Here is a 17,664-nt window from a genome sequence, read left to right as displayed (position 1 = left end):
AAAGGACTGCCATGTACCGCATAGACAGCATGTATGAACCGATGTTAGAGGCGCTGCTTGCCGCGCGCTCGGAGAACAAGGCCGATCGCTGGATGGCGAGTGTCGCCTTCTGGCTCGGCCGTCAGCAGATCTACAATGTGCCGGATTTCTGGCTGGCGCTTGCCGCGAAGATTACGGCCGGACTGGACGTTGCCGACAGGGAAGCGATCCTCGATCAGCTGAACAACAAGGAAGCTGCCCTGATCGCTTCGGCCGGCGATTGGCCGGAAACGCCGTCGAGCCTTCTGGCGGTCGTCGCCGGCTGGTCTCCGGAGCCGGTTCCTGTGGACCTCTATGCCTATGCAGCGACCAAACGTTACGCTGTCGAAACGGGTGGAGTCGTTATCGACGGCATGCGCATTATGACCGATCGCGCCAGCCAGTCGTTGATCACTGGAGCCTATAACTATGTGCAGGCAAACCCGGACGTGCTCGTGAAGTTCAAGACGGCTGCCGGTTTTGTCGAGCTGACAGCTGCGCAGATGACGGCGATCGCCAATATGGTCGGTGCCCATGTGCAGGCGAGCTTTGCGGCCGAGGGCGAAGTCAACAAGCAGATCATTGCCGGCACGATCACCACGACCCCGGAAATCGATGCCTATGCCTGGCCCTCTAAGGCTATGGCCTAGTGGTTTTTCTAACGAGTCCTTCAATAAACAATCCGAGATTTCGGCTCACGCACAATTTTCCCGTTTCGGGCGCAGCGTAGCGTTTCAACAATGAAATGCTTCTGTCCCTCAAGTATCGATGACGGCCGGATATTGGCAGACATTCATATGCCTAGTGCGATCAGTTCATTGGGTGCGAGCTGCATGCGCATTGTCAGCTGTTGTCTCCACAAGCTGAAACTTTGACACAAGGTCTCCCGGCCTGGTCAAGAATGCTGGGGTAAAGGTCAGATCTCTCTTCAAAGGAAAATTATATGGAGCACGCGAAGATCTTTGCGGCGGTGCGTTTGTCACTGTTCGGCGGGAGACTTTCGGCAGATCAAGTCAATGGCATCAAGGCGATTCTCTCTGCGTGGAAGGCACAGCCGTTCGATAGTCGTTGGTTGGCCTACATGCTTGCGACCGTTTATCACGAGACTGGCGGTACGATGTGCGCTGTCTCGGAAAATCTGAACTACTCGGTGGCTGGACTGCAGGCGACATTCCCCAAATACTTCACTGCTGCGCAGGCTGCTGTTTGTGCTCGTCAGCCGCCAAGAATAGCAAATCGCGCCTATGCAAATCGGATGGGCAATCGAGACGAGGCCAGTGGTGACGGATGGCGTTACCGTGGTCGCGGTTTGGTGCAGATAACCGGACGGGACAATTACGCGAAATACGGCATTGTTGACAATCCGGATATGGCAATTGATCCGGTCAAGGCCATCGAAATCCTTTTCGACGGCATGATCAATGGCCGTTTTACGGGCAAAAAGCTTGCCGACTATTTTAGCACTACGGTGACCGACTGGATCGGCGCGCGAAAAATTATCAATGGCACGGATCGTGCAGCAGACATTGCCGGTTACGCCAAAAAATTTGCCGCGGCCGTTGAGGCGGCTCGGTAATTTCTTGCGGTGTGATTGAGCAGACTCTCTCGAGGTATCAAACCACCACTAGCGTCTGAATCCTGAGTGTCTTCACGCGATCTCTCCCTCATTACCCCTTCAATCGACATAGGCAGGCGTAAATCGTCGCCACCGCTTTGAGCCGGCAGCATACCTGTCAACGCCGGCTGACTGCGGGCGCTTTGCGACCCTTCCAAAAAGGAAAAAAGATGTTCAACACGAATATGTTACACAATGTTCTAAATGTTCTGATCACCTTGTCGGCGTTGTTGGTCGCCATTCTATTGGCAACCGGCTGCACTCAGCTGACTGACGGCATATTGGAATGTTCGCAATCCTTCATCGGTCCCGGTTACACCGCCGCTACGGTCGCGGGCCTGAGTGCGTTGAAGATTGCTGTCAATATTATGCGGGACGGCGTTGCCGGATTGATCAAGCCTCAGCCGCCCGTTGGCAAATAGGGCCGATTTCTGCTGGATGCTTCGACCGAACAAGCATCCAATTTTCAGTCCACAAAAATTTGACCGAGAGAAGCAATGACGATTCACGAATTTCTGGATGCATTGGGCATCAAAGCCGGGGTCGTCATCGCCGGCCTTTCAGGCGGCATCCTGCGGGGCCTTTCCAGACGTCACTACACGACACGCGAAATTGTCGCCTCGCCGATCTGTGGGGCTCTGGCGGCGACTTATCTGACAGAGCCGGCACTTTTTTATCTGCGAGCCATTAATTGGCCTTTGCCTCAGGAAGCTGTCGCCGCCATGAACGCTACAGCTTTTGTGGTGGGCGTGTGCGCCATGTGGATTGCCGATCTGGTTTTTGATGCCATTTCTCGATGGGTAAAAGGTGGCCGAGGAGTGTCCTGACACCTTATTCACTCTTGGCGGGTCTTAGTATGAAGTCGGGCAGATTATGAGGGCAAATCTTCGATCTTGAGATTTCGCTTTTATTGGTTGCATTCGATTGGGCTTTTCCGTCCATATACAGGCATGCGGTATAGGGAGGAAAAGCCGAGATGACCCCAGTGGTTAAGTTCGCCGATCGTTTTGCTGTTTCGAGCTGGTCGTTGCATCGGGCGCTAGGCAGCACTTATCCCTATACGCCGGCAAACAACGCGCAGCCGAACCGTCAACCGACTTATGGGGAGGGAAGCCTCGAATTGATCGATCTGCCGCGGCAATGCGCTGAACATGGCGTGTTTCGGCTGGAGATTTGCTCTTTCCATTTGCCGAGCCGCTCTCCCGACTATATCGGCGAATTTCGCAGAGCCGCACAAGAGGCTGGCGTGAAAATCCAAACGCTGCTGGTCGAAGATGGGGACCTTAGCGATCCGGATACCGCGCAGCGCGATGCTGAATGGATGGCGGGCTGGATCGATACAGCTGCGGCTCTTGGAGCCCAGAACATGCGTGTCATTGCCGGGAAAGCTCAGCCGACCGATATGGCCCTGACCCGGGTAGAAACTTATCTGCGCAAGCTCGCCGAACCTACCTCGGCGGCAGGTGCCCGTCTGGTTATAGAAAATTGGTTCGATCTGCTTCCTCGGCCTGCGGAAGTCAATCGTGTTCTCGATGCGCTGGACGGCAAAGTCGGGCTCAACGGTGATTTCGGAAATTGGGAGCGTGACGGCAAATACGAAGACTTGGCAATGATCATGGCGCGAGCTGAGCTCTGCCATGCGAAAGGACGCTATTCCGCTTCCGGTCTTGATGTGGACGACTATGTGCGCTGCGTCGAGCTGTCTGAGGCCGCGGGTTATCGCGGTCCTTTCACGCTCATCTATGATTCACGATATCATGAAGATGAGTGGTCCGGGATTCTCGAGGAGCGGGCGTGCATAGCGAGCGTTCTTGAGAGCAAGGAGAAGACCAGGCCAACCGCAGGAACCGCTTGACGAGCCTTTAGCGCTCCATCGCAATCTTCCACGGACAATATCGGGATTTCCCTGACTAAACGCTAGTGAAATTCATGACTATGCAGGGCGCCAAGAAGCTGATCCTGTGTTTGGTAGCCCGCATTGTAAAGATTTATGGCCACGTTGGCTGCGGACAGGCCCTCCTGGCTCTGCAATCTGATGCTGCGTTCGGCGCACCAAGCGAAAAGGGCGCTTGCGAGAACATCGACGTCGTCAGGATAAAGAGGGGCGGTGACCATCATAGACATTCGCTACACCATTCTTGGTTGGGGCTTGGCTCGAGCCGGGGCGGGTATAGCAAACACTGCGTTTATTCTTGAAATTTGCAATCGCCTTCATTGCTGGACGTTAACGCCAGCCTGAGATGACACAGATCCCGTGTCTCTTAATGCGACATGGTTTCTTTATGGCACATTGCTACTAGCCGCGATGCGTAGTGGCTGGGGGGGTGGAGGCGCAAATTTTTCTCTTGAATCATGCGGCGCCACAAACAGAAGAACGCCCAGCGTAAGTGCTAGCGCAACCATGAGAGACAATACAAATCTTGGCCCAGAAGGCATCATTGATGGGTTGGATGCGAAGCCTTCACAGCAGCTTCGATCAGCTCCTCCGCGTAGGAAAGTGCGGATGCGGTATCTTCGCCGTCCAGCTTCAACTCCGTACATTTGCGATGCATAGCTTTGCGGATTTGCACCAACAGCACTGCGTCGATATCGACCTCGCCTTCATCGAAGACATGGGTCAAGGCGGATTGCGCAACGATTTCAAGGACAGCGACACGGCCCTCTATTTCGCCGAGAGAGGGAATTGCGTTTCTCTTTACGTGATGCTTGCAGTCGCGATGGGTAGTAAGCATTTTCGGTGGCCTCCTTCACGAAAAGAGATAACCAACAAGAAGCGAAAAGGTTCAGCCGATTTCATAAAAAACTGCAGTTTTCCGCGGCGCCCTTTTACCATCGCTATTGGCAAATAACCTGCCGTCGTATGCCGATTATTTCATTGGGCAAAGGTTGGGGTCCCCCAATACATCCGCACAGCGGGGTGATCGGCGAAAATCATCATAATATAAAGTCCAGACCGTTGTGTCGGCGGCGCGATAGGGTCCAAATTTGAAGTATTGATTCTTGCCGAGCCCATGGTCGTTATGTCCAATGTGGCCGGATACCGTTACAATCCATTTATTATTTGCGAATATCTCGATATGGCCAGAGCCATCCGGGCCAGGTTTACTGTAGATGGCGAAGTCAATCCAGCCAGAGCTTGGTTCTGGTAGTTTATTTCCTCGATCTATTACAGTAATGGCACTCGTGCAGTCCGTAAATTCTTCGCCGTCACCCGCGCTCCAATTGTTGTCGGTGGCGACCAGCGCGCGCATCTGATTGGTTTCGGGACGAAACCAGACGGGCGTCTCGCTGTCGTTGCAGGCCTTGCTATTATTTTTGTCCTTGTTGGCGGCCGGAGCAACATAATTGGTTTCGACGGTGGCAAAGAGCTTGCCGTTGTTAAGCCGTAACGCCAGGAACGGGCTGAAATCACCTTTGGCTTTCGGCCCGATTTCCCGCTTCCATTGGGCAATAAGATAACGATGGTCTCCCGAAGGGATTGGGTCGGCAAATTTCACGGCAAAGCCGTACCAAACCCCTTGATTGTAGGGCACGCGATACTTGGTCCGTTCCCATATTTCCGCTCTCTCGCTACAGTTCGCTTGGCCTGATGCGCAAAGTGATTTGACGCTGAGTTTCAGTGCTCCGGTGCCCGAGCGTTTCACTTCTGACTGGAATTCGACCGTTCCAGCCTTCTGCTCGGAATTCTCACGATAATAAAGATGGCCAGAGGGTGCGAAGTCCTTGCCATCGAAGCTATCGCGCAGCACCAATTGGGCTGGGTCATCGGCCAAAGCTGGTGTCGCGGCGCATGTGCAAGCCAGGATGGCGGGCAGCGCGTATTTTGCCTTCATGCTGGGATATTCCTTTGGCGGGCTATTCGCAGAGCGTTATCAATGACCTGTTCGCTTCTCGCAGGCAAGCGCGGCTGTCATATTGCCTCTTTATGCATTCGTCTTAATCCTGGTCGCTTTTACGTCATCTCAAAATATTTATTCAACGAGCTATCATACCTGATAGCTCAGCTTTAACCGCCTGTTAGACGCTTTGAGGTTCATATCCCTGCGGAATGGGCTTTGGCTGCGGCTACCAGCGCCCCGGACATGATTGTTCGCCGCCGCAGCCCTATCGATGTTTCGATGTCGGTCATGAAAAACCGGCTAAGGGTCGCTGTTGGGGACTACCTTTGGCAAATGGAAACGCAGAGCTGGTCGGCAACAGGGCCGAGCCACGACGAAATATCGTTATTCTGACGTCGCATGTATTTCTGCGTGGCTATCGCAAGGCGTCAATCCACTTCATCGCATCCCGCTGGGCAGAGCAGGGCCATGACGTCCATTTTTTGACCATAGGCCACAGCTGGCTCACTCTGCTCAAGGATCGACCACGCTTTCGTGCCCTGTCGCAAGGCCAGGGGAACCGATTTCAGCCAATCAGCGCTAATTTGAACGCGGGTGCCTATCTTCCGCCGTTGCATGCGTTCAGCTCAAACAATCGTTTCCTGAATGCGGCGAATGCGGCACTGTTCTCGCTCTATGGCGGCTACCTCCCGAGCTTTGCCCGCCGTGCCATAGTTAATGCAGATCTGGTGTTGATTGAAAGCGGCTCCGCACTCGCATTCTTTCGTCACATCAAGAGACTCAATTCGAAGGCGCGCACGCTGTATTTTTGTCGTGATTTGCTGAAGAGCATCGGCGCGGCGCCCGCGCTCCAAAATATTCAAGCGACTGAGATTGGGCGCTTCGATGCTGTCTGCGTTCCTTCGGAACGGCTGGGAGCTTTGCTTCCGCCAGGGGGGAACGTGAAAGTCATTCCACAAGGCGTTGACGCTGCTCTGTTTGATCGAGAGCAACCCTCGCCATATCAGCCCGGCAGCCGCAATGCGGTCTCCATTGGGAATATGCTTTTTGATCAGGCCTCGATCGCGGCAATGGCTGCCGCAGCCGCGGACGTGAATTTCCATGTATTCGGTGCGACGTGGAGCGGTTGGGCGGCACCAAACATCATTATCTACGGCGAGAGAGACTTTGAAAGCATCATACCCTATCTACAGCATGCCGATTTCGGCATCGCCGCATATCGTCTGAAGGCTGATGAAGTTTATCTCGCGGAATCGAGTCTGAAGCTGGCGCAGTATAGTTATTGCGGCCTCCCAATTCTGCTGCCTAATCTTGTACCTTTTGCCCGGGCCAACGGCATTTCTTATCGTCTCGATGGCGAGGATGCTTGGCGGGAGAAGATCGATGCTGCGCTGACGATGCAGCGTTCGCCGACGTTTCGAGATGGAATAATGACTTGGGATGAAGTCGCTCGACAGACGTTGGCGGTGGCCTTTGATGCGCCGTGACTGGCTCAGCCTGGTGCCAGGAAATTGAACAATCTGGTGGCGAAAAGGCGCGACACACCATTCAATTTTCCACCAACTGTATCCATCAGGATCTGTACGTCCTCAGGGCTTACCAAGCGCAGGAAGCGGATTGCTAGGATATAGGCGATTGCTCCGGCGGGAACGGCGGTGGCGATCGCGGCTATCCCATCGAGATAGTAGATGCCGACGCTCGCAGCCGCTGCGCAAAGAAATGCAGCAAGCATCGTTTTCGCCAACGCCGTCATGGGAACCGCGACCTGGACATATCTCCAGGCGGTCCAGCCGAGTAGGGTGAAGGTCAGCGTCACAATCGTCGCGCGCGCAAGAGCGGCGCCCTCCAGGCCCACCCGCGGGACAAGAACCGCCAGCAACAATATCGTCAATATACCGCTGATGATCTGCACCCGCAGCAAAAGGCCGCTCCGGCCTGCCGCACCGATTACGCCCCAGGCAATAACAGACAGGCCCGCAAGCCAGACAAAGGCGAGCAGGGTGGCTGCAGCGGGTACTGCAGGCCCGAAGGCGTCGCCAAATATGAGAGGCAGGAGATCGGGCGTGATGGCGGCGCCGCCAAAGCTGATGGGCAGCATGATCAAGGCGACGATGCGAATAACGCGTCCATATGCAGCATTAAGCATGTGGCGATCGTTTTTTGCATGGACTTCTGTGAAGTTGACGATCAGCGCGGGTGAAATCTGGAGCATGACCTGTTCGATCAAGCCAGCAAGGCCGAGGGCCGCCGCGAAGTATCCGATGCTGGTCGGGGATAGAAAGACGCCGAGAAACAGGAACTCGATACGCGAGAGAACCAGAATTTCGATAAGATCGCTCAACCATATATAGCGGCCATAATGCCGCATTTCCGGGGTCAAGGCCTGATGTAAAGGCTTGATGTTGCGATCGATATAGCCACGCAATTTCAACGCCTGAGGCAGATAGCGGGCGATATATCCGATCAGGGCGCCGGTGGGGCCAAGCAACCAGGCTCCGACGAAAACAAGTGGTATTTGCAAGGCGCCGCCGAGAACAGTCGTACGAGCCGTCTGTCCGAACTGGTTTCTCCCACGTGCGATTGCCGTGGAAAAGACGTGAAATGCATAGCTTAGGAACAAAGACCCCGTGACGATCCAGAACCAGGCATGCCGCGCATCGCGTTGAACGTAGGTAATAGCGGCAAAGGCCAATATGGCTGCCGTTATCATCCCAACCGAAATCATGAAGCTGCGCAGTGCCGTGCGTACCAGTGCCTTCCATAGCTCGCCGTTACCCGAAAGGCCGCCTGTATTGCGCAGCAAGATCTGCGGCAACCCCATATCCGCCAATGCTGCGGCAGAAGTCGCGATCCATATCGCATAGGCGACTTTGCCCGAACCTGCTGGGCCGAGCAGGCGGGCGGCGATGACGCTGCTTGCGAAACCGGCCAACAACGAGATCGACGTCGCTGCCAGGCTGATCAGCGAACTTCTCAGAAGATTCGATGCAGATGCACTCATGGGAACCATCTTGGAGCCTGCCACATAACCTTGTGTTAAAGGGCGGCTGATAATTTTCACTTGCGCTCTAGTTGAGATTCAAGATGGCTGCCATGACAGATAGAAGCGGTGACCGGGATGGATTTCTCATTCCCGGATATCTGCAGAAGGGATTGCGCGAGCGGGCGCACAATCTTCTATGGCGAGTCATGTCGCCGCTGCCGGATAGGCCCTACTGCGCGCTGAAATACCGTGCGATCCGAGGAAGATTCCCCAATCTGACATCGCCCCAGACCCTTACCGAGAAGATCCAAGCCAGGAAGCTTTACGACCGCAATCCGCTCTTTCCGCGTTTCGTCGATAAGGCTGAGGCCAAAGTGCTGATCGCCGAAAGATTAGGGAGCCAGTATGTTATCCCGACGCTTTGGGTGGGCACGGATCTGGCCACAGTCGATTGGTCTACTATTTCTTTGCCGGCGGTTGTGAAGCCTACGCATGCGAGCGGGGTGGGGCGGTTTCTTTACGGAGAGGCCGATGTCGATCAGCTCCTTGAACACAATCCTTCAGCCAATTGGCTGGCAATCGACCACGCTTCCTACAATAGGGAGTGGGCTTACAGTGAAATCCAACCTCGGATTTTGATTGAAAGCATGCTGCTCGTCGATGGTCGTGTGCCCTGGGACTATCGGCTATTCACATTCAACGGCAAGGTTTCCCATATTGAGATCGACATACGCGAGAATGGTCGGGGCTATTCCTGCAATTATACGCCCGATTGGCAAAAGCTTCCGTTCTATGATCGGGACTATCTTGGCCTCTATCTCGGCGATGTCGCACGGCCACCGCAGCTCGACGAGATGATCCGCATTGCTGAAGCTGTGGCCCATGATATCGATTTCGTTCGCGTCGATCTCTATGCGTCGGCGGAGTGGGTTCGCGTCGGTGAATTGACCTTTTACCCGGGTGGAGGTTTCGAAGCGCTTGAGCCGGAAGATTACGATCTATCGATCGGCCAGAAGTGGCAGCTCGGTTTCGAAATACCAAAGAGATAGGTGGACAAATCACTCTCTCCGCGTTTGATAGGCCGATCCAATTTTAGGAAAGGTTTTCCATGACGATCGACCAGGACCTCACTCGCATCGCGCTACAAGAGGAGACGCTGCGCTTCGACGCCTTCGACCTCTCCACCGCCTGGGTGCTCGGCAAATTGCTGCGTGATCTTGCCAGTGAGCGCAATCTGGGTGTCGCCATCGACATTACGCTGCACTCCATGCCGGTTTTCTACATTGCCTTGCCCGGATCCACGCCCGATAATTCCAATTGGATACGCCGCAAGCGCAATATGGTTCTGCGCTATTTCCGCAGCAGCTATGCCAGCACCTTGCGGCTTGAGCAGCAGGGGAAGACCATTGAGCAAAACGGGCTTTCCAGCTCCGATTACGCCGCATCCGGCGGCAGCTTCCCCATTTTGGTCAACGGCACCAGCTGCATCGGCGCCGTGACGGTTTCTGGCCTCCCTCAGCGTGAAGACCACAATCTTGTTGTCGAGGCGCTGGCGCTGATGCTCGGCCACGAACTTCACAACCTTAGCCTCTCGTAAGACAGGTCGCAGGCGGCGCCAAGCTTGAGGCGAGGCGCCGCCTGTAGTCTCAGATGTCGCCTCCCGCCTCTGCGATGACCTTGGTCAAGCTGCCGGTTGCCGGGAACAGGGGAATCAAGCAGGCCTGAAGCGCGTGGTAGATGTCACCCTTCCCGGGGAATAGCGTGTGAGCCGGAACGAGATCTTCCGTCAGTTCTTCATGCCATCCGCCATTGGTGCGATCGATGAAGGCCTGGCCGATCACACTCCAAATCTTGCGATAGCTTTCTTCGTGGAAGTCGCTGGGAACGTGCTCATTGAGATAGTGAGCGGCACCCGCACCCTCGCAGGCCGGCCACCAGAGCTTGTTGCGCTTGGCGGCAACATCGTCCCAATCGAGAGTGTAGAAAAAGCCGCCTTTTTCATTGTCCCAGCCCAGAACCATGGATTGCGAGAAGAGGCCCTTTGCGGCCTCTGGCATCCAGTCATGGCGTTTTCCGCCCAGTGACCAAAGCTGCAGGATGAGGCGAGCCCACTCCAGCCAATGGCCCGGCGTCGTGCCCGATGGGCGGAACATCTCATTGCCGCGATAATTCTTGTCGAGTACCCAGTCGGTATTGAAGTGCTCTGCGACCCGCCAGCCGACCGAGCCCGCCGAGCGGCGAATGACCAGATCGGCGATGCTTTCAGCCTTTTCGAGATAGGACTTGTCCCCTGTCGCCTCGAAGGCGGCCATCAGAGCTTCCGTCAGGTGCATATTGGAATTCTGGCCGCGATAGGTACCTCCATCGATCGGCGACCAATCCTGGTTGAATTCCTCGGCAATTGCGCCGTGTTTTTCCTCCCAGAACTTCGTATTCAGAATTTCAGTCACGTCGGCAAGCATGCCGTCAGCCAGAGGGTGGCCGATCGTCTTGGCGGAGGAGGCGGCAAGCAGCACGAATGCGTGACCATAGCCCTGCTTGCTGGAATCGACCGGACCATCATTGTTGAGCGACCAGACGTAGCCGCCATGCGTCGTATCGCGATGGTGGTTCCACAGATAGTTCATTCCGTGGTCGACAATCTCATTGGCGCCAGGGCGGCCGAGCAGCGATCCGATGGAGAAGCAATGCACCATACGGGCGGTCGAATGGATTCCGCGCACCGGATTGGTTGCATCGAGCGGCTTTCCGGCATCGTTCATATCGAAAAAACCGCCCTTGGGATTGACGGCGCGATACTGGAAGAAATCAAAAAGGGCGCTCGCTTGATCCAGCAGCCAGCGCCGATGATAGGTGCGCGTGTTCCAGTTTCCGAGCGTTGCCGGTTCAACCTGTATGTTCATGCCGTCCTCCTGGGATTCTTTTCCAAAAGCCGTATAGCGCCGCCCGAAAGCGCTGTCATGGCGTAATGGATGAAACTGTGTCGCTGTCCCTGCGTTGTCCATGGGCAACTGGCAATTCGTCCCATTTGCATTTTCCCGAAAGGCTACAAACTATAGAAGCGGCGTGCTTGCGCTGTGTCTAACAAGAGCATAGATATGTTGACATAAAGATATCTTTATGTGATCTGATTGCGGAGTCGCAATCAGGCCAGAGGAATTCGCTTATGTTAGACAATCTTTTTGGTTCCGAGACGACGAAGCGCGATGGCAACGAAATATTCGCAGCCCTGCGAAAAGCAGCGAGCGAGCGGATTCTCGTGCTGGATGGCGCCATGGGTACGCAGATCCAGGGCCTCGGCTTCGACGAGGATCAGTTTCGCGGTCACCGCTTTATCGGCTGCGCCTGTCATCAGAAGGGTAACAACGACCTTCTTATCCTGACCCAGCCGGATGCGATCGAAGAGATCCATTATCGTTATGCCAAGGCTGGCGCCGATATTCTGGAAACCAACACCTTCTCGTCGACAAGCATCGCGCAGGCCGACTACGCGATGGAAGGTGCGGTCTATGATCTCAATAAAGAAGGTGCCGAGATCGTGCGTCGCGCCGCGATTCGTGCCGAGCGAGAAGACGGCAAGCGCCGCTTCGTTGCCGGCGCCATTGGTCCGACCAACCGCACAGCTTCGATCTCCCCTGACGTCAACAATCCCGGTTATCGCGCCGTCAGCTTTGACGATCTGCGGTTGGCCTATGGCGAGCAGATCGATGGCCTGATCGATGGCGGCGCCGATATCATCCTGATCGAGACGATTTTCGATACGCTCAACGCCAAGGCGGCTATCTTTGCCTGTGAGGAGCGCTTCGAGGCCAAGGGCATCCATCTGCCCGTCATGATTTCCGGCACGATCACGGATCTTTCCGGTCGTACATTGTCAGGACAGACGCCGTCGGCGTTCTGGAATTCCGTGCGCCATGCCAGCCCCTTTACCGTCGGCCTCAATTGCGCCCTCGGCGCCAATGCGATGCGGCCGCACCTGCAGGAACTTTCGGCCGCTGCTGACACATTTATTTGTGCCTATCCGAATGCCGGTCTGCCGAACGAATTCGGTCAGTATGACGAAACGCCCGAGATGATGGCTGCGCAAGTCGAGGAGTTCGCCCGCGAAGGTCTCGTCAATATCGTCGGTGGCTGCTGCGGCTCGACGCCAGAGCACATTGCCGCGATCGCCGAGGCGGTATCGAAATATCCGCCGCGCCAGCTTGCCGAACACCGTCCCTTCATGTCGCTTTCGGGTCTCGAACCGTTCGAGCTCACCAAGGATATCCCTTTCGTCAACGTCGGTGAGCGCACCAACGTCACCGGCTCGGCTAAATTCCGCAAGCTGATCACCAATGCCGATTATACGGCTGCGCTCGCTGTTGCTCGCGACCAGGTCGAGAACGGTGCGCAAGTCATCGACATCAACATGGATGAAGGTCTGATCGATTCCGAAAGGGCGATGGTCGAGTTTTTGAACTTGATCGCTGCTGAACCGGACATCGCCCGCGTTCCCGTCATGATCGACAGCTCGAAATTCTCGATCATTGAGGCTGGCCTGAAATGTGTGCAGGGTAAGCCGATCGTCAATTCGATCTCGCTCAAGGAAGGCGAGGAGAATTTTCTCAAGCAAGCTCGCCTGATGCGCATGTACGGCGCCGCCGTCGTGGTGATGGCCTTCGATGAGCAGGGCCAGGCAGACAGCTATGAGCGCAAGGTCGAGATCTGCTCGCGTGCCTACAAGCTCTTGACGGAAACGGCGGGGCTGCAGCCCGAAGATATCATCTTCGATCCGAATATCTTCGCCGTTGCGACTGGCATCGAGGAACACAACAATTACGGCGTCGACTTCATCGAGGCGACGCGGACGATCCGCAAGACCATGCCGTTGGTTCATATCTCCGGTGGTGTCTCGAACCTGTCCTTTTCGTTCCGAGGCAACGAGCCGGTTCGCGAAGCGATGCATGCCGTGTTCCTCTACCACGCCATTCAGGCGGGTATGGACATGGGTATCGTCAATGCTGGTCAGCTCGCCGTTTACGACAATATCGACCCCGAACTGCGGGAGGCCTGTGAGGACGTGGTCTTGAACCGCCGGCCGGATGGCACCGAGCGGTTGCTCGATATTGCCGAACGCTTCCGCGGTACCGGTAGCAAGGAGGCCAAGACCCAGGATCTTTCCTGGCGCGAATGGCCGGTCGCCAAGCGGCTGGAGCACGCGCTCGTCAACGGCATCACCGAATACATCGAGGCGGATACCGAAGAGGCGCGTCTAACGGTCGAACGACCCTTGCATGTTATCGAAGGACCGCTGATGGCCGGCATGAATGTCGTCGGCGATCTGTTCGGCTCGGGTAAGATGTTTCTGCCGCAGGTCGTCAAGTCCGCACGCGTCATGAAGCAGGCCGTCGCGGTACTGCTGCCCCACATGGAGGCGGAAAAGCTCGCCAATGGCGACAGCAGCGGACGTCAAGCTGCAGGCAAGGTGCTGATGGCGACCGTCAAGGGCGATGTGCACGATATCGGCAAGAACATCGTCGGCGTCGTGCTTGCCTGCAACAACTACGAGATCATCGATCTCGGCGTCATGGTGCCGGCGACGAAGATTCTCGAAACGGCAATTGCCGAGAAGGTGGATATTATCGGTCTCTCCGGCCTGATCACGCCTTCGCTGGATGAAATGGTGCATGTCGCTTCGGAAATGGAGCGGCAGGGCTTTGATATTCCATTGCTGATCGGCGGGGCGACGACCAGTCGCGTGCATACGGCCGTGAAGATCCATCCGCGTTACGAGAAGGGGCAGACGGTCTATGTGACCGACGCCAGCCGTGCTGTCGGCGTCGTCTCGGCCTTGCTCTCGCCCGAGGCGAAGCAAGGCTATGTCGATACGATCAGGGCAGAATATGCCAAGGTCGCGGCGGCTCACGCTCGCAGTGAGGCGGAGAAGGTGCGCCTGCCGATCGCACGCGCCCGCGAAAATGCCCATAAGGTCGACTGGAAGGGCTACGAGCCGGTCAAGCCGCAGTTCTTTGGCACGAAGATATTCGAGAATTACGATCTGACGGAGCTTGCCAAATATATCGACTGGACGCCGTTCTTCCAGACCTGGGAATTGAAGGGGCGCTTCCCGGCAATCCTTGAAGACGAGAAACAGGGTGAGGCGGCTCGGCAGCTGTATAGCGATGCTCAGGCGATGCTGGAAAAGATCATCGCAGAAAACTGGTTCCGTCCCCGCGCCGTTATCGGCTTCTGGCCGGCCGGTGCCGTTGGCGACGATATCAGGCTGTTTACGGATGAGGGCCGCTCGCAGGAGCTTGCGACGTTCTATACGCTGCGCCAGCAACTGTCGAAGCGGGATGGCCGCCCCAATGTCGCTCTGTCGGACTTCGTTGCACCGATCTCGAGCGGTGTAGGCGATTATGTCGGCGGCTTCGTGGTCACGGCCGGTATCGAGGAAGTGGCCATTGCCGAACGCTTCGAACGCGCCAATGACGATTATTCATCTATCCTGGTGAAGGCGCTTGCCGATCGCTTTGCAGAAGCCTTCGCCGAGCGGATGCACGAGCGGGTGCGGCGTGAATTCTGGGGCTATGCCACGGAGGAAAACTTTTCCACCGAAGAGCTTGTTTCCGAAGCCTATGCCGGTATCCGTCCGGCGCCTGGCTATCCGGCCCAGCCGGATCACACGGAAAAGGAAACGCTTTTCCGGCTGCTGGATGCCAAAGAGGCTGCAGGCGTCAGACTCACTGAAAGCTATGCGATGTGGCCCGGATCGTCCGTCTCGGGCATCTACATTGCCCATCCCGACTCCTACTATTTCGGCGTGGCCAAGGTCGAGCGCGATCAGGTCGAAGACTATGCGAGCCGCAAGACCATGCCGGTCGAGGAAGTTGAGCGTTGGCTGGGTCCGGTGCTGAACTATGTGCCGGCCAAGGTCGAGGCAGTGGTCGACGACGCGGCGTAATAGCGAGTCGATTCAAGGTTTTGGAGCGTTTCGCTGAGAGACGGATTCCTTATGCCGATATCGTCGCAGTTTGATTCATTCTGCGGCGATATCCATCTGATAATTAATGTAAGTTTCCCGCTTTGCTGGATGATGTTACGTCGCGCCGATCGTCAGTTCCGCGACGAAGTCATAGGCGTCCCCTCGATAGAGGGATCTGGTGAATTCCACGGCCCGGCCCGAGCCGAGATAGGAAATGCGCTCGATCGAAAGACCGGCAGCTCCGACGGGAACGCCAAGCAGACCCGCATCCGATTCCTTCATATTGGTGGCCGATATGCGCTGTACCGCCCGCACCGGGCGGACTTGCCGCTTTTCCAGTTCCGCATAAAGCGATGTCGTCACGATCGACGGATCCGGCAAAAACTCACCCGAGACGCTGGCATGTTCGATAGCCAACGGTTGGTCGTCGGCAATGCGCAGGCGACTCAGCCGCGACACCTTGGTGTCGGCGGCAAGGCCCAGGATCATCATCTCGTCGGGCGAGGGTGTATGGATGCCCTTGTGCAGCCATTCCGAACGCGCGGTCATCCCGCGTCGGGCCATATCTTCGGTGAATGAGGTGAGCTGTGATAGCCGCTGTTCGACTTTCGAGACCGGCTTTGTGACGAAGGTGCCCGACCCGTGACGCCGCACGAGAATTCCCTCGGCGACGAGATCATCAATTGCCTTGCGCACGGTGACGCGGCTGACGGCGGCGAATTCGGCGATATCGCGCTCGGGCGGCAGAGCGTCGCCGTGCTTCAACCTTCCGACCTTTACGGCGTCCTCGAGCGTACGTCGCAGTTTGACATAGAGCGGTCCCGTGCCGCCGCCCGACAGGCGTTCCGGCGAGAAGATGGCGCTCAGATCCTCGGTCATCCTCTATTTTCCTCCCCATCCCGCAGCAGTTTTGCCGCCAGTTCCACCGCTCCGCGTAGCACATCACCCCTGGGTTCGGCGAGAAGCGTCTTGTGGCGTGCGTCGAGCCAGGGACGATAGGCCTGGGCCGTGCCGCCGAGAAGGCAGATCGAAGGGCATTCGGGCCAAAGCAGCGTATCCAGGCTTTCGGTTATCGCTCTGGCTGCCGTCTTGACGATCTCGACGGCGACTGCGTCATTCGCGCCGGCATGTTCGAACACCATCGGCGCATAGCGAGCAAAGTCTTTTGGCTTCGATGCGTGAGCAAATTCGACGATCTGCTCGGGGTCGCCGCCATATTCGGCCATGACCGCATCTGTCAGTGGTGATCCCGCAATCACTCGATCATGTGCCAGAAGTGCGCGTTCGAGCAGGTCGCGGCCGAGGCGGGCACCGCTTGCCTGATCCCCGACGACGAAGCCCCAGCCACCAATCCCCCAGATTCTATCTTTGTGACGAGCGTTGTAGACCGAGCCGGTGCCAAAGGCGCCGATGATTCCGTCAGCATCCCCAAGTGCGCCTTGAAGCGCGATAGTCGCATCGGTGACCACGCGCGAATTCGCGAAGGGAAGAGCACTTTCCACCCTTTTACCATAATTGCCGACATTGGCGCCGGCCGTGCCGATCAAAGCGGGTAGTTCTTGAGCCAGTTCCGGATCCAGCCCTGCGCTTGCCAATGCCTGGCGGGCAGATGCGACGATATTGATCAGGGAGTTTTCCAGGTCGGATAGAATGTTTGCAGCGCCGGCTTTGCCAGTGCCAAGAATTCGCCCCGCTCCATCAATTACCGCTGCGCGGCAGTTCGTTCCGCCTCCGTCGATGCCTATTGCAAACTGCCCCATCATGCCTCCGGATGCCGTCTATTCCCCGCTTTTTTATACAATACCAAAAAAATACCATTTACCAATAGGCAATGCGCTCATTTTTGCGCGCTGATATCACTTTGAAATTTATGGATAAAATTTTTTTGCCCACTCTTTTTACGGTTGAGTGTTAAAATCGGCTGGACAATTGGTATTTTTTTGGACTTAATTCGGTTCAAGGGAACAATGCGAAAAGACATCGGCAGAACCGGCAGAATAACAACAGCCGGTAGGTGGTAAAAAAGACGTGCACCTCGTCGTTGTCCGAAGCCATTTGGATCAGGAGGATCCGCGTTTCGGCGTTTGTCGTGAATTTCCCGCGTAGTTCTTGCAGCGTTTCCGCTCTTTGGGGGCGGGAGGCAATTGATCGGGCCAATCGGGCAAAGTGCCTTTGAAGCCTTATGCATGAGGGATCGGCAGAACTGGCGATCCCTATGGAGCGCTGGCAGTTTTATTGGACAGGC

At 56.1% G+C, this 17,664-nt stretch carries 16 protein-coding genes; 9 read left to right on the top strand and 7 right to left on the bottom strand.

Features of this window, described 5'->3' with window-relative positions; all coding sequences use genetic code 11:
• Nucleotides 1-11: 11 nt before the first annotated feature.
• From ACQZ6F_RS08625 to ACQZ6F_RS08605, 5 genes are all read left to right on the top strand, one after another.
• Entirely contained in the window at nt 12-668 is a 657-nt protein-coding gene (locus tag ACQZ6F_RS08625) for a DUF4376 domain-containing protein (RefSeq protein ID WP_449092107.1), read from the top strand.
• 293 nt (nt 669-961) lie between these two features.
• Nucleotides 962-1,594 carry a hypothetical protein gene (locus ACQZ6F_RS08620; RefSeq protein WP_449092108.1) on the top strand — a complete coding sequence of 211 codons (633 nt, stop codon included), beginning with the start codon at nt 962-964 and terminating at the stop codon, nt 1,592-1,594.
• A 209-nt stretch (nt 1,595-1,803) separates the two neighbouring features.
• Entirely contained in the window at nt 1,804-2,055 is a 252-nt protein-coding gene (locus tag ACQZ6F_RS08615) for a hypothetical protein (RefSeq protein ID WP_449092109.1), read from the top strand.
• A 75-nt stretch (nt 2,056-2,130) separates the two neighbouring features.
• The gene (locus tag ACQZ6F_RS08610; RefSeq protein WP_449092110.1) at nt 2,131-2,460 is read left to right on the top strand and encodes a hypothetical protein; all 330 of its coding nucleotides are present in this window, start codon (nt 2,131-2,133) and stop codon (nt 2,458-2,460) included.
• 149 nt (nt 2,461-2,609) lie between these two features.
• Nucleotides 2,610-3,488, top strand: a complete 879-nt coding sequence (locus tag ACQZ6F_RS08605) for a sugar phosphate isomerase/epimerase family protein (protein WP_449092111.1) — start codon at nt 2,610-2,612, stop codon at nt 3,486-3,488.
• A gap of 62 nt (nt 3,489-3,550) precedes the next feature.
• On the opposite strand, the gene ACQZ6F_RS08600 is transcribed toward ACQZ6F_RS08605, so the two are convergent.
• The 3 genes from ACQZ6F_RS08600 to ACQZ6F_RS08590 form a co-directional block, all read right to left on the bottom strand.
• Nucleotides 3,551-3,757 (bottom strand): hypothetical protein, encoded by a 207-nt coding sequence (locus ACQZ6F_RS08600; protein ID WP_449092112.1) that lies wholly within the window; start codon nt 3,755-3,757, stop codon nt 3,551-3,553.
• A 311-nt stretch (nt 3,758-4,068) separates the two neighbouring features.
• Entirely contained in the window at nt 4,069-4,365 is a 297-nt protein-coding gene (locus ACQZ6F_RS08595) for a hypothetical protein (protein WP_068398236.1), read from the bottom strand.
• Nucleotides 4,366-4,500: 135 nt separating this feature from the next.
• A complete protein-coding gene (locus ACQZ6F_RS08590; protein ID WP_449092113.1) occupies nt 4,501-5,466 on the bottom strand; it encodes a polysaccharide lyase in 966 nt (321 codons plus the stop codon).
• Between the two features lie 332 nt (nt 5,467-5,798).
• Here ACQZ6F_RS08590 and ACQZ6F_RS08585 point away from each other — a divergent pair, with 332 nt between their 5' ends.
• Nucleotides 5,799-6,959, top strand: coding sequence for a GumK N-terminal domain-containing glycosyltransferase (locus ACQZ6F_RS08585; RefSeq protein ID WP_267550100.1), 1,161 nt, complete (start codon nt 5,799-5,801; stop codon nt 6,957-6,959).
• A gap of 5 nt (nt 6,960-6,964) precedes the next feature.
• Here ACQZ6F_RS08585 and ACQZ6F_RS08580 read toward each other — a convergent pair whose 3' ends face one another.
• Nucleotides 6,965-8,473, bottom strand: coding sequence for an oligosaccharide flippase family protein (locus ACQZ6F_RS08580; RefSeq protein ID WP_449092114.1), 1,509 nt, complete (start codon nt 8,471-8,473; stop codon nt 6,965-6,967).
• A 92-nt stretch (nt 8,474-8,565) separates the two neighbouring features.
• Between ACQZ6F_RS08580 and ACQZ6F_RS08575 the strand changes: the two genes are divergently transcribed.
• The gene (locus ACQZ6F_RS08575; protein WP_449092115.1) at nt 8,566-9,504 is read left to right on the top strand and encodes an ATP-grasp fold amidoligase family protein; all 939 of its coding nucleotides are present in this window, start codon (nt 8,566-8,568) and stop codon (nt 9,502-9,504) included.
• A 59-nt stretch (nt 9,505-9,563) separates the two neighbouring features.
• Nucleotides 9,564-10,052 (top strand): heme-degrading domain-containing protein, encoded by a 489-nt coding sequence (locus tag ACQZ6F_RS08570; RefSeq protein ID WP_449092116.1) that lies wholly within the window; start codon nt 9,564-9,566, stop codon nt 10,050-10,052.
• 49 nt (nt 10,053-10,101) lie between these two features.
• Here ACQZ6F_RS08570 and ACQZ6F_RS08565 read toward each other — a convergent pair whose 3' ends face one another.
• Nucleotides 10,102-11,358 (bottom strand): AGE family epimerase/isomerase, encoded by a 1,257-nt coding sequence (locus tag ACQZ6F_RS08565; protein WP_449092117.1) that lies wholly within the window; start codon nt 11,356-11,358, stop codon nt 10,102-10,104.
• A 263-nt stretch (nt 11,359-11,621) separates the two neighbouring features.
• Between ACQZ6F_RS08565 and metH the strand changes: the two genes are divergently transcribed.
• A complete protein-coding gene (gene metH / locus ACQZ6F_RS08560; RefSeq protein WP_449092118.1) occupies nt 11,622-15,398 on the top strand; it encodes a methionine synthase in 3,777 nt (1,258 codons plus the stop codon).
• Nucleotides 15,399-15,533: 135 nt separating this feature from the next.
• On the opposite strand, the gene ACQZ6F_RS08555 is transcribed toward metH, so the two are convergent.
• Together ACQZ6F_RS08555 and ACQZ6F_RS08550 are read right to left on the bottom strand one after the other, a co-directional pair.
• Nucleotides 15,534-16,298: a GntR family transcriptional regulator gene (locus ACQZ6F_RS08555; protein ID WP_077469148.1), complete on the bottom strand. Its 765-nt coding sequence runs from the start codon at nt 16,296-16,298 to the stop codon at nt 15,534-15,536.
• The gene (locus ACQZ6F_RS08550; RefSeq protein WP_449092119.1) at nt 16,295-17,179 is read right to left on the bottom strand and encodes a BadF/BadG/BcrA/BcrD ATPase family protein; all 885 of its coding nucleotides are present in this window, start codon (nt 17,177-17,179) and stop codon (nt 16,295-16,297) included. The genes ACQZ6F_RS08555 and ACQZ6F_RS08550 overlap by 4 nt, the downstream gene beginning before the upstream one ends.
• Nucleotides 17,180-17,664 lie beyond the last annotated feature (485 nt).

Source organism: Rhizobium sp. A22-96 (assembly GCF_053521805.1).
The sequence above is the reverse complement of the archived record's forward strand: the minus strand, read 5'-3'. Positions and strand labels throughout refer to the sequence as shown.

Excerpts from the sequence above, each read along its gene's own strand:
- ACQZ6F_RS08625 (WP_449092107.1), top strand. The coding sequence starts at position 12 with ATGTACCGCATAGACAGCATGTATGAACCGATGTTAGAGGCGCTGCTT.
- ACQZ6F_RS08620 (WP_449092108.1), top strand. The coding sequence starts at position 962 with ATGGAGCACGCGAAGATCTTTGCGGCGGTGCGTTTGTCACTGTTCGGC.
- ACQZ6F_RS08615 (WP_449092109.1), top strand. The coding sequence starts at position 1,804 with ATGTTCAACACGAATATGTTACACAATGTTCTAAATGTTCTGATCACC.
- ACQZ6F_RS08610 (WP_449092110.1), top strand. The coding sequence starts at position 2,131 with ATGACGATTCACGAATTTCTGGATGCATTGGGCATCAAAGCCGGGGTC.
- ACQZ6F_RS08605 (WP_449092111.1), top strand. The coding sequence starts at position 2,610 with ATGACCCCAGTGGTTAAGTTCGCCGATCGTTTTGCTGTTTCGAGCTGG.
- ACQZ6F_RS08600 (WP_449092112.1), bottom strand. The coding sequence starts at position 3,757 with ATGTCTATGATGGTCACCGCCCCTCTTTATCCTGACGACGTCGATGTT.
- ACQZ6F_RS08595 (WP_068398236.1), bottom strand. The coding sequence starts at position 4,365 with ATGCTTACTACCCATCGCGACTGCAAGCATCACGTAAAGAGAAACGCA.
- ACQZ6F_RS08590 (WP_449092113.1), bottom strand. The coding sequence starts at position 5,466 with ATGAAGGCAAAATACGCGCTGCCCGCCATCCTGGCTTGCACATGCGCC.
- ACQZ6F_RS08580 (WP_449092114.1), bottom strand. The coding sequence starts at position 8,473 with ATGAGTGCATCTGCATCGAATCTTCTGAGAAGTTCGCTGATCAGCCTG.
- ACQZ6F_RS08575 (WP_449092115.1), top strand. The coding sequence starts at position 8,566 with ATGACAGATAGAAGCGGTGACCGGGATGGATTTCTCATTCCCGGATAT.
- ACQZ6F_RS08570 (WP_449092116.1), top strand. The coding sequence starts at position 9,564 with ATGACGATCGACCAGGACCTCACTCGCATCGCGCTACAAGAGGAGACG.
- ACQZ6F_RS08565 (WP_449092117.1), bottom strand. The coding sequence starts at position 11,358 with ATGAACATACAGGTTGAACCGGCAACGCTCGGAAACTGGAACACGCGC.
- metH (WP_449092118.1), top strand. The coding sequence starts at position 11,622 with ATGTTAGACAATCTTTTTGGTTCCGAGACGACGAAGCGCGATGGCAAC.
- ACQZ6F_RS08555 (WP_077469148.1), bottom strand. The coding sequence starts at position 16,298 with ATGACCGAGGATCTGAGCGCCATCTTCTCGCCGGAACGCCTGTCGGGC.
- ACQZ6F_RS08550 (WP_449092119.1), bottom strand. The coding sequence starts at position 17,179 with ATGGGGCAGTTTGCAATAGGCATCGACGGAGGCGGAACGAACTGCCGC.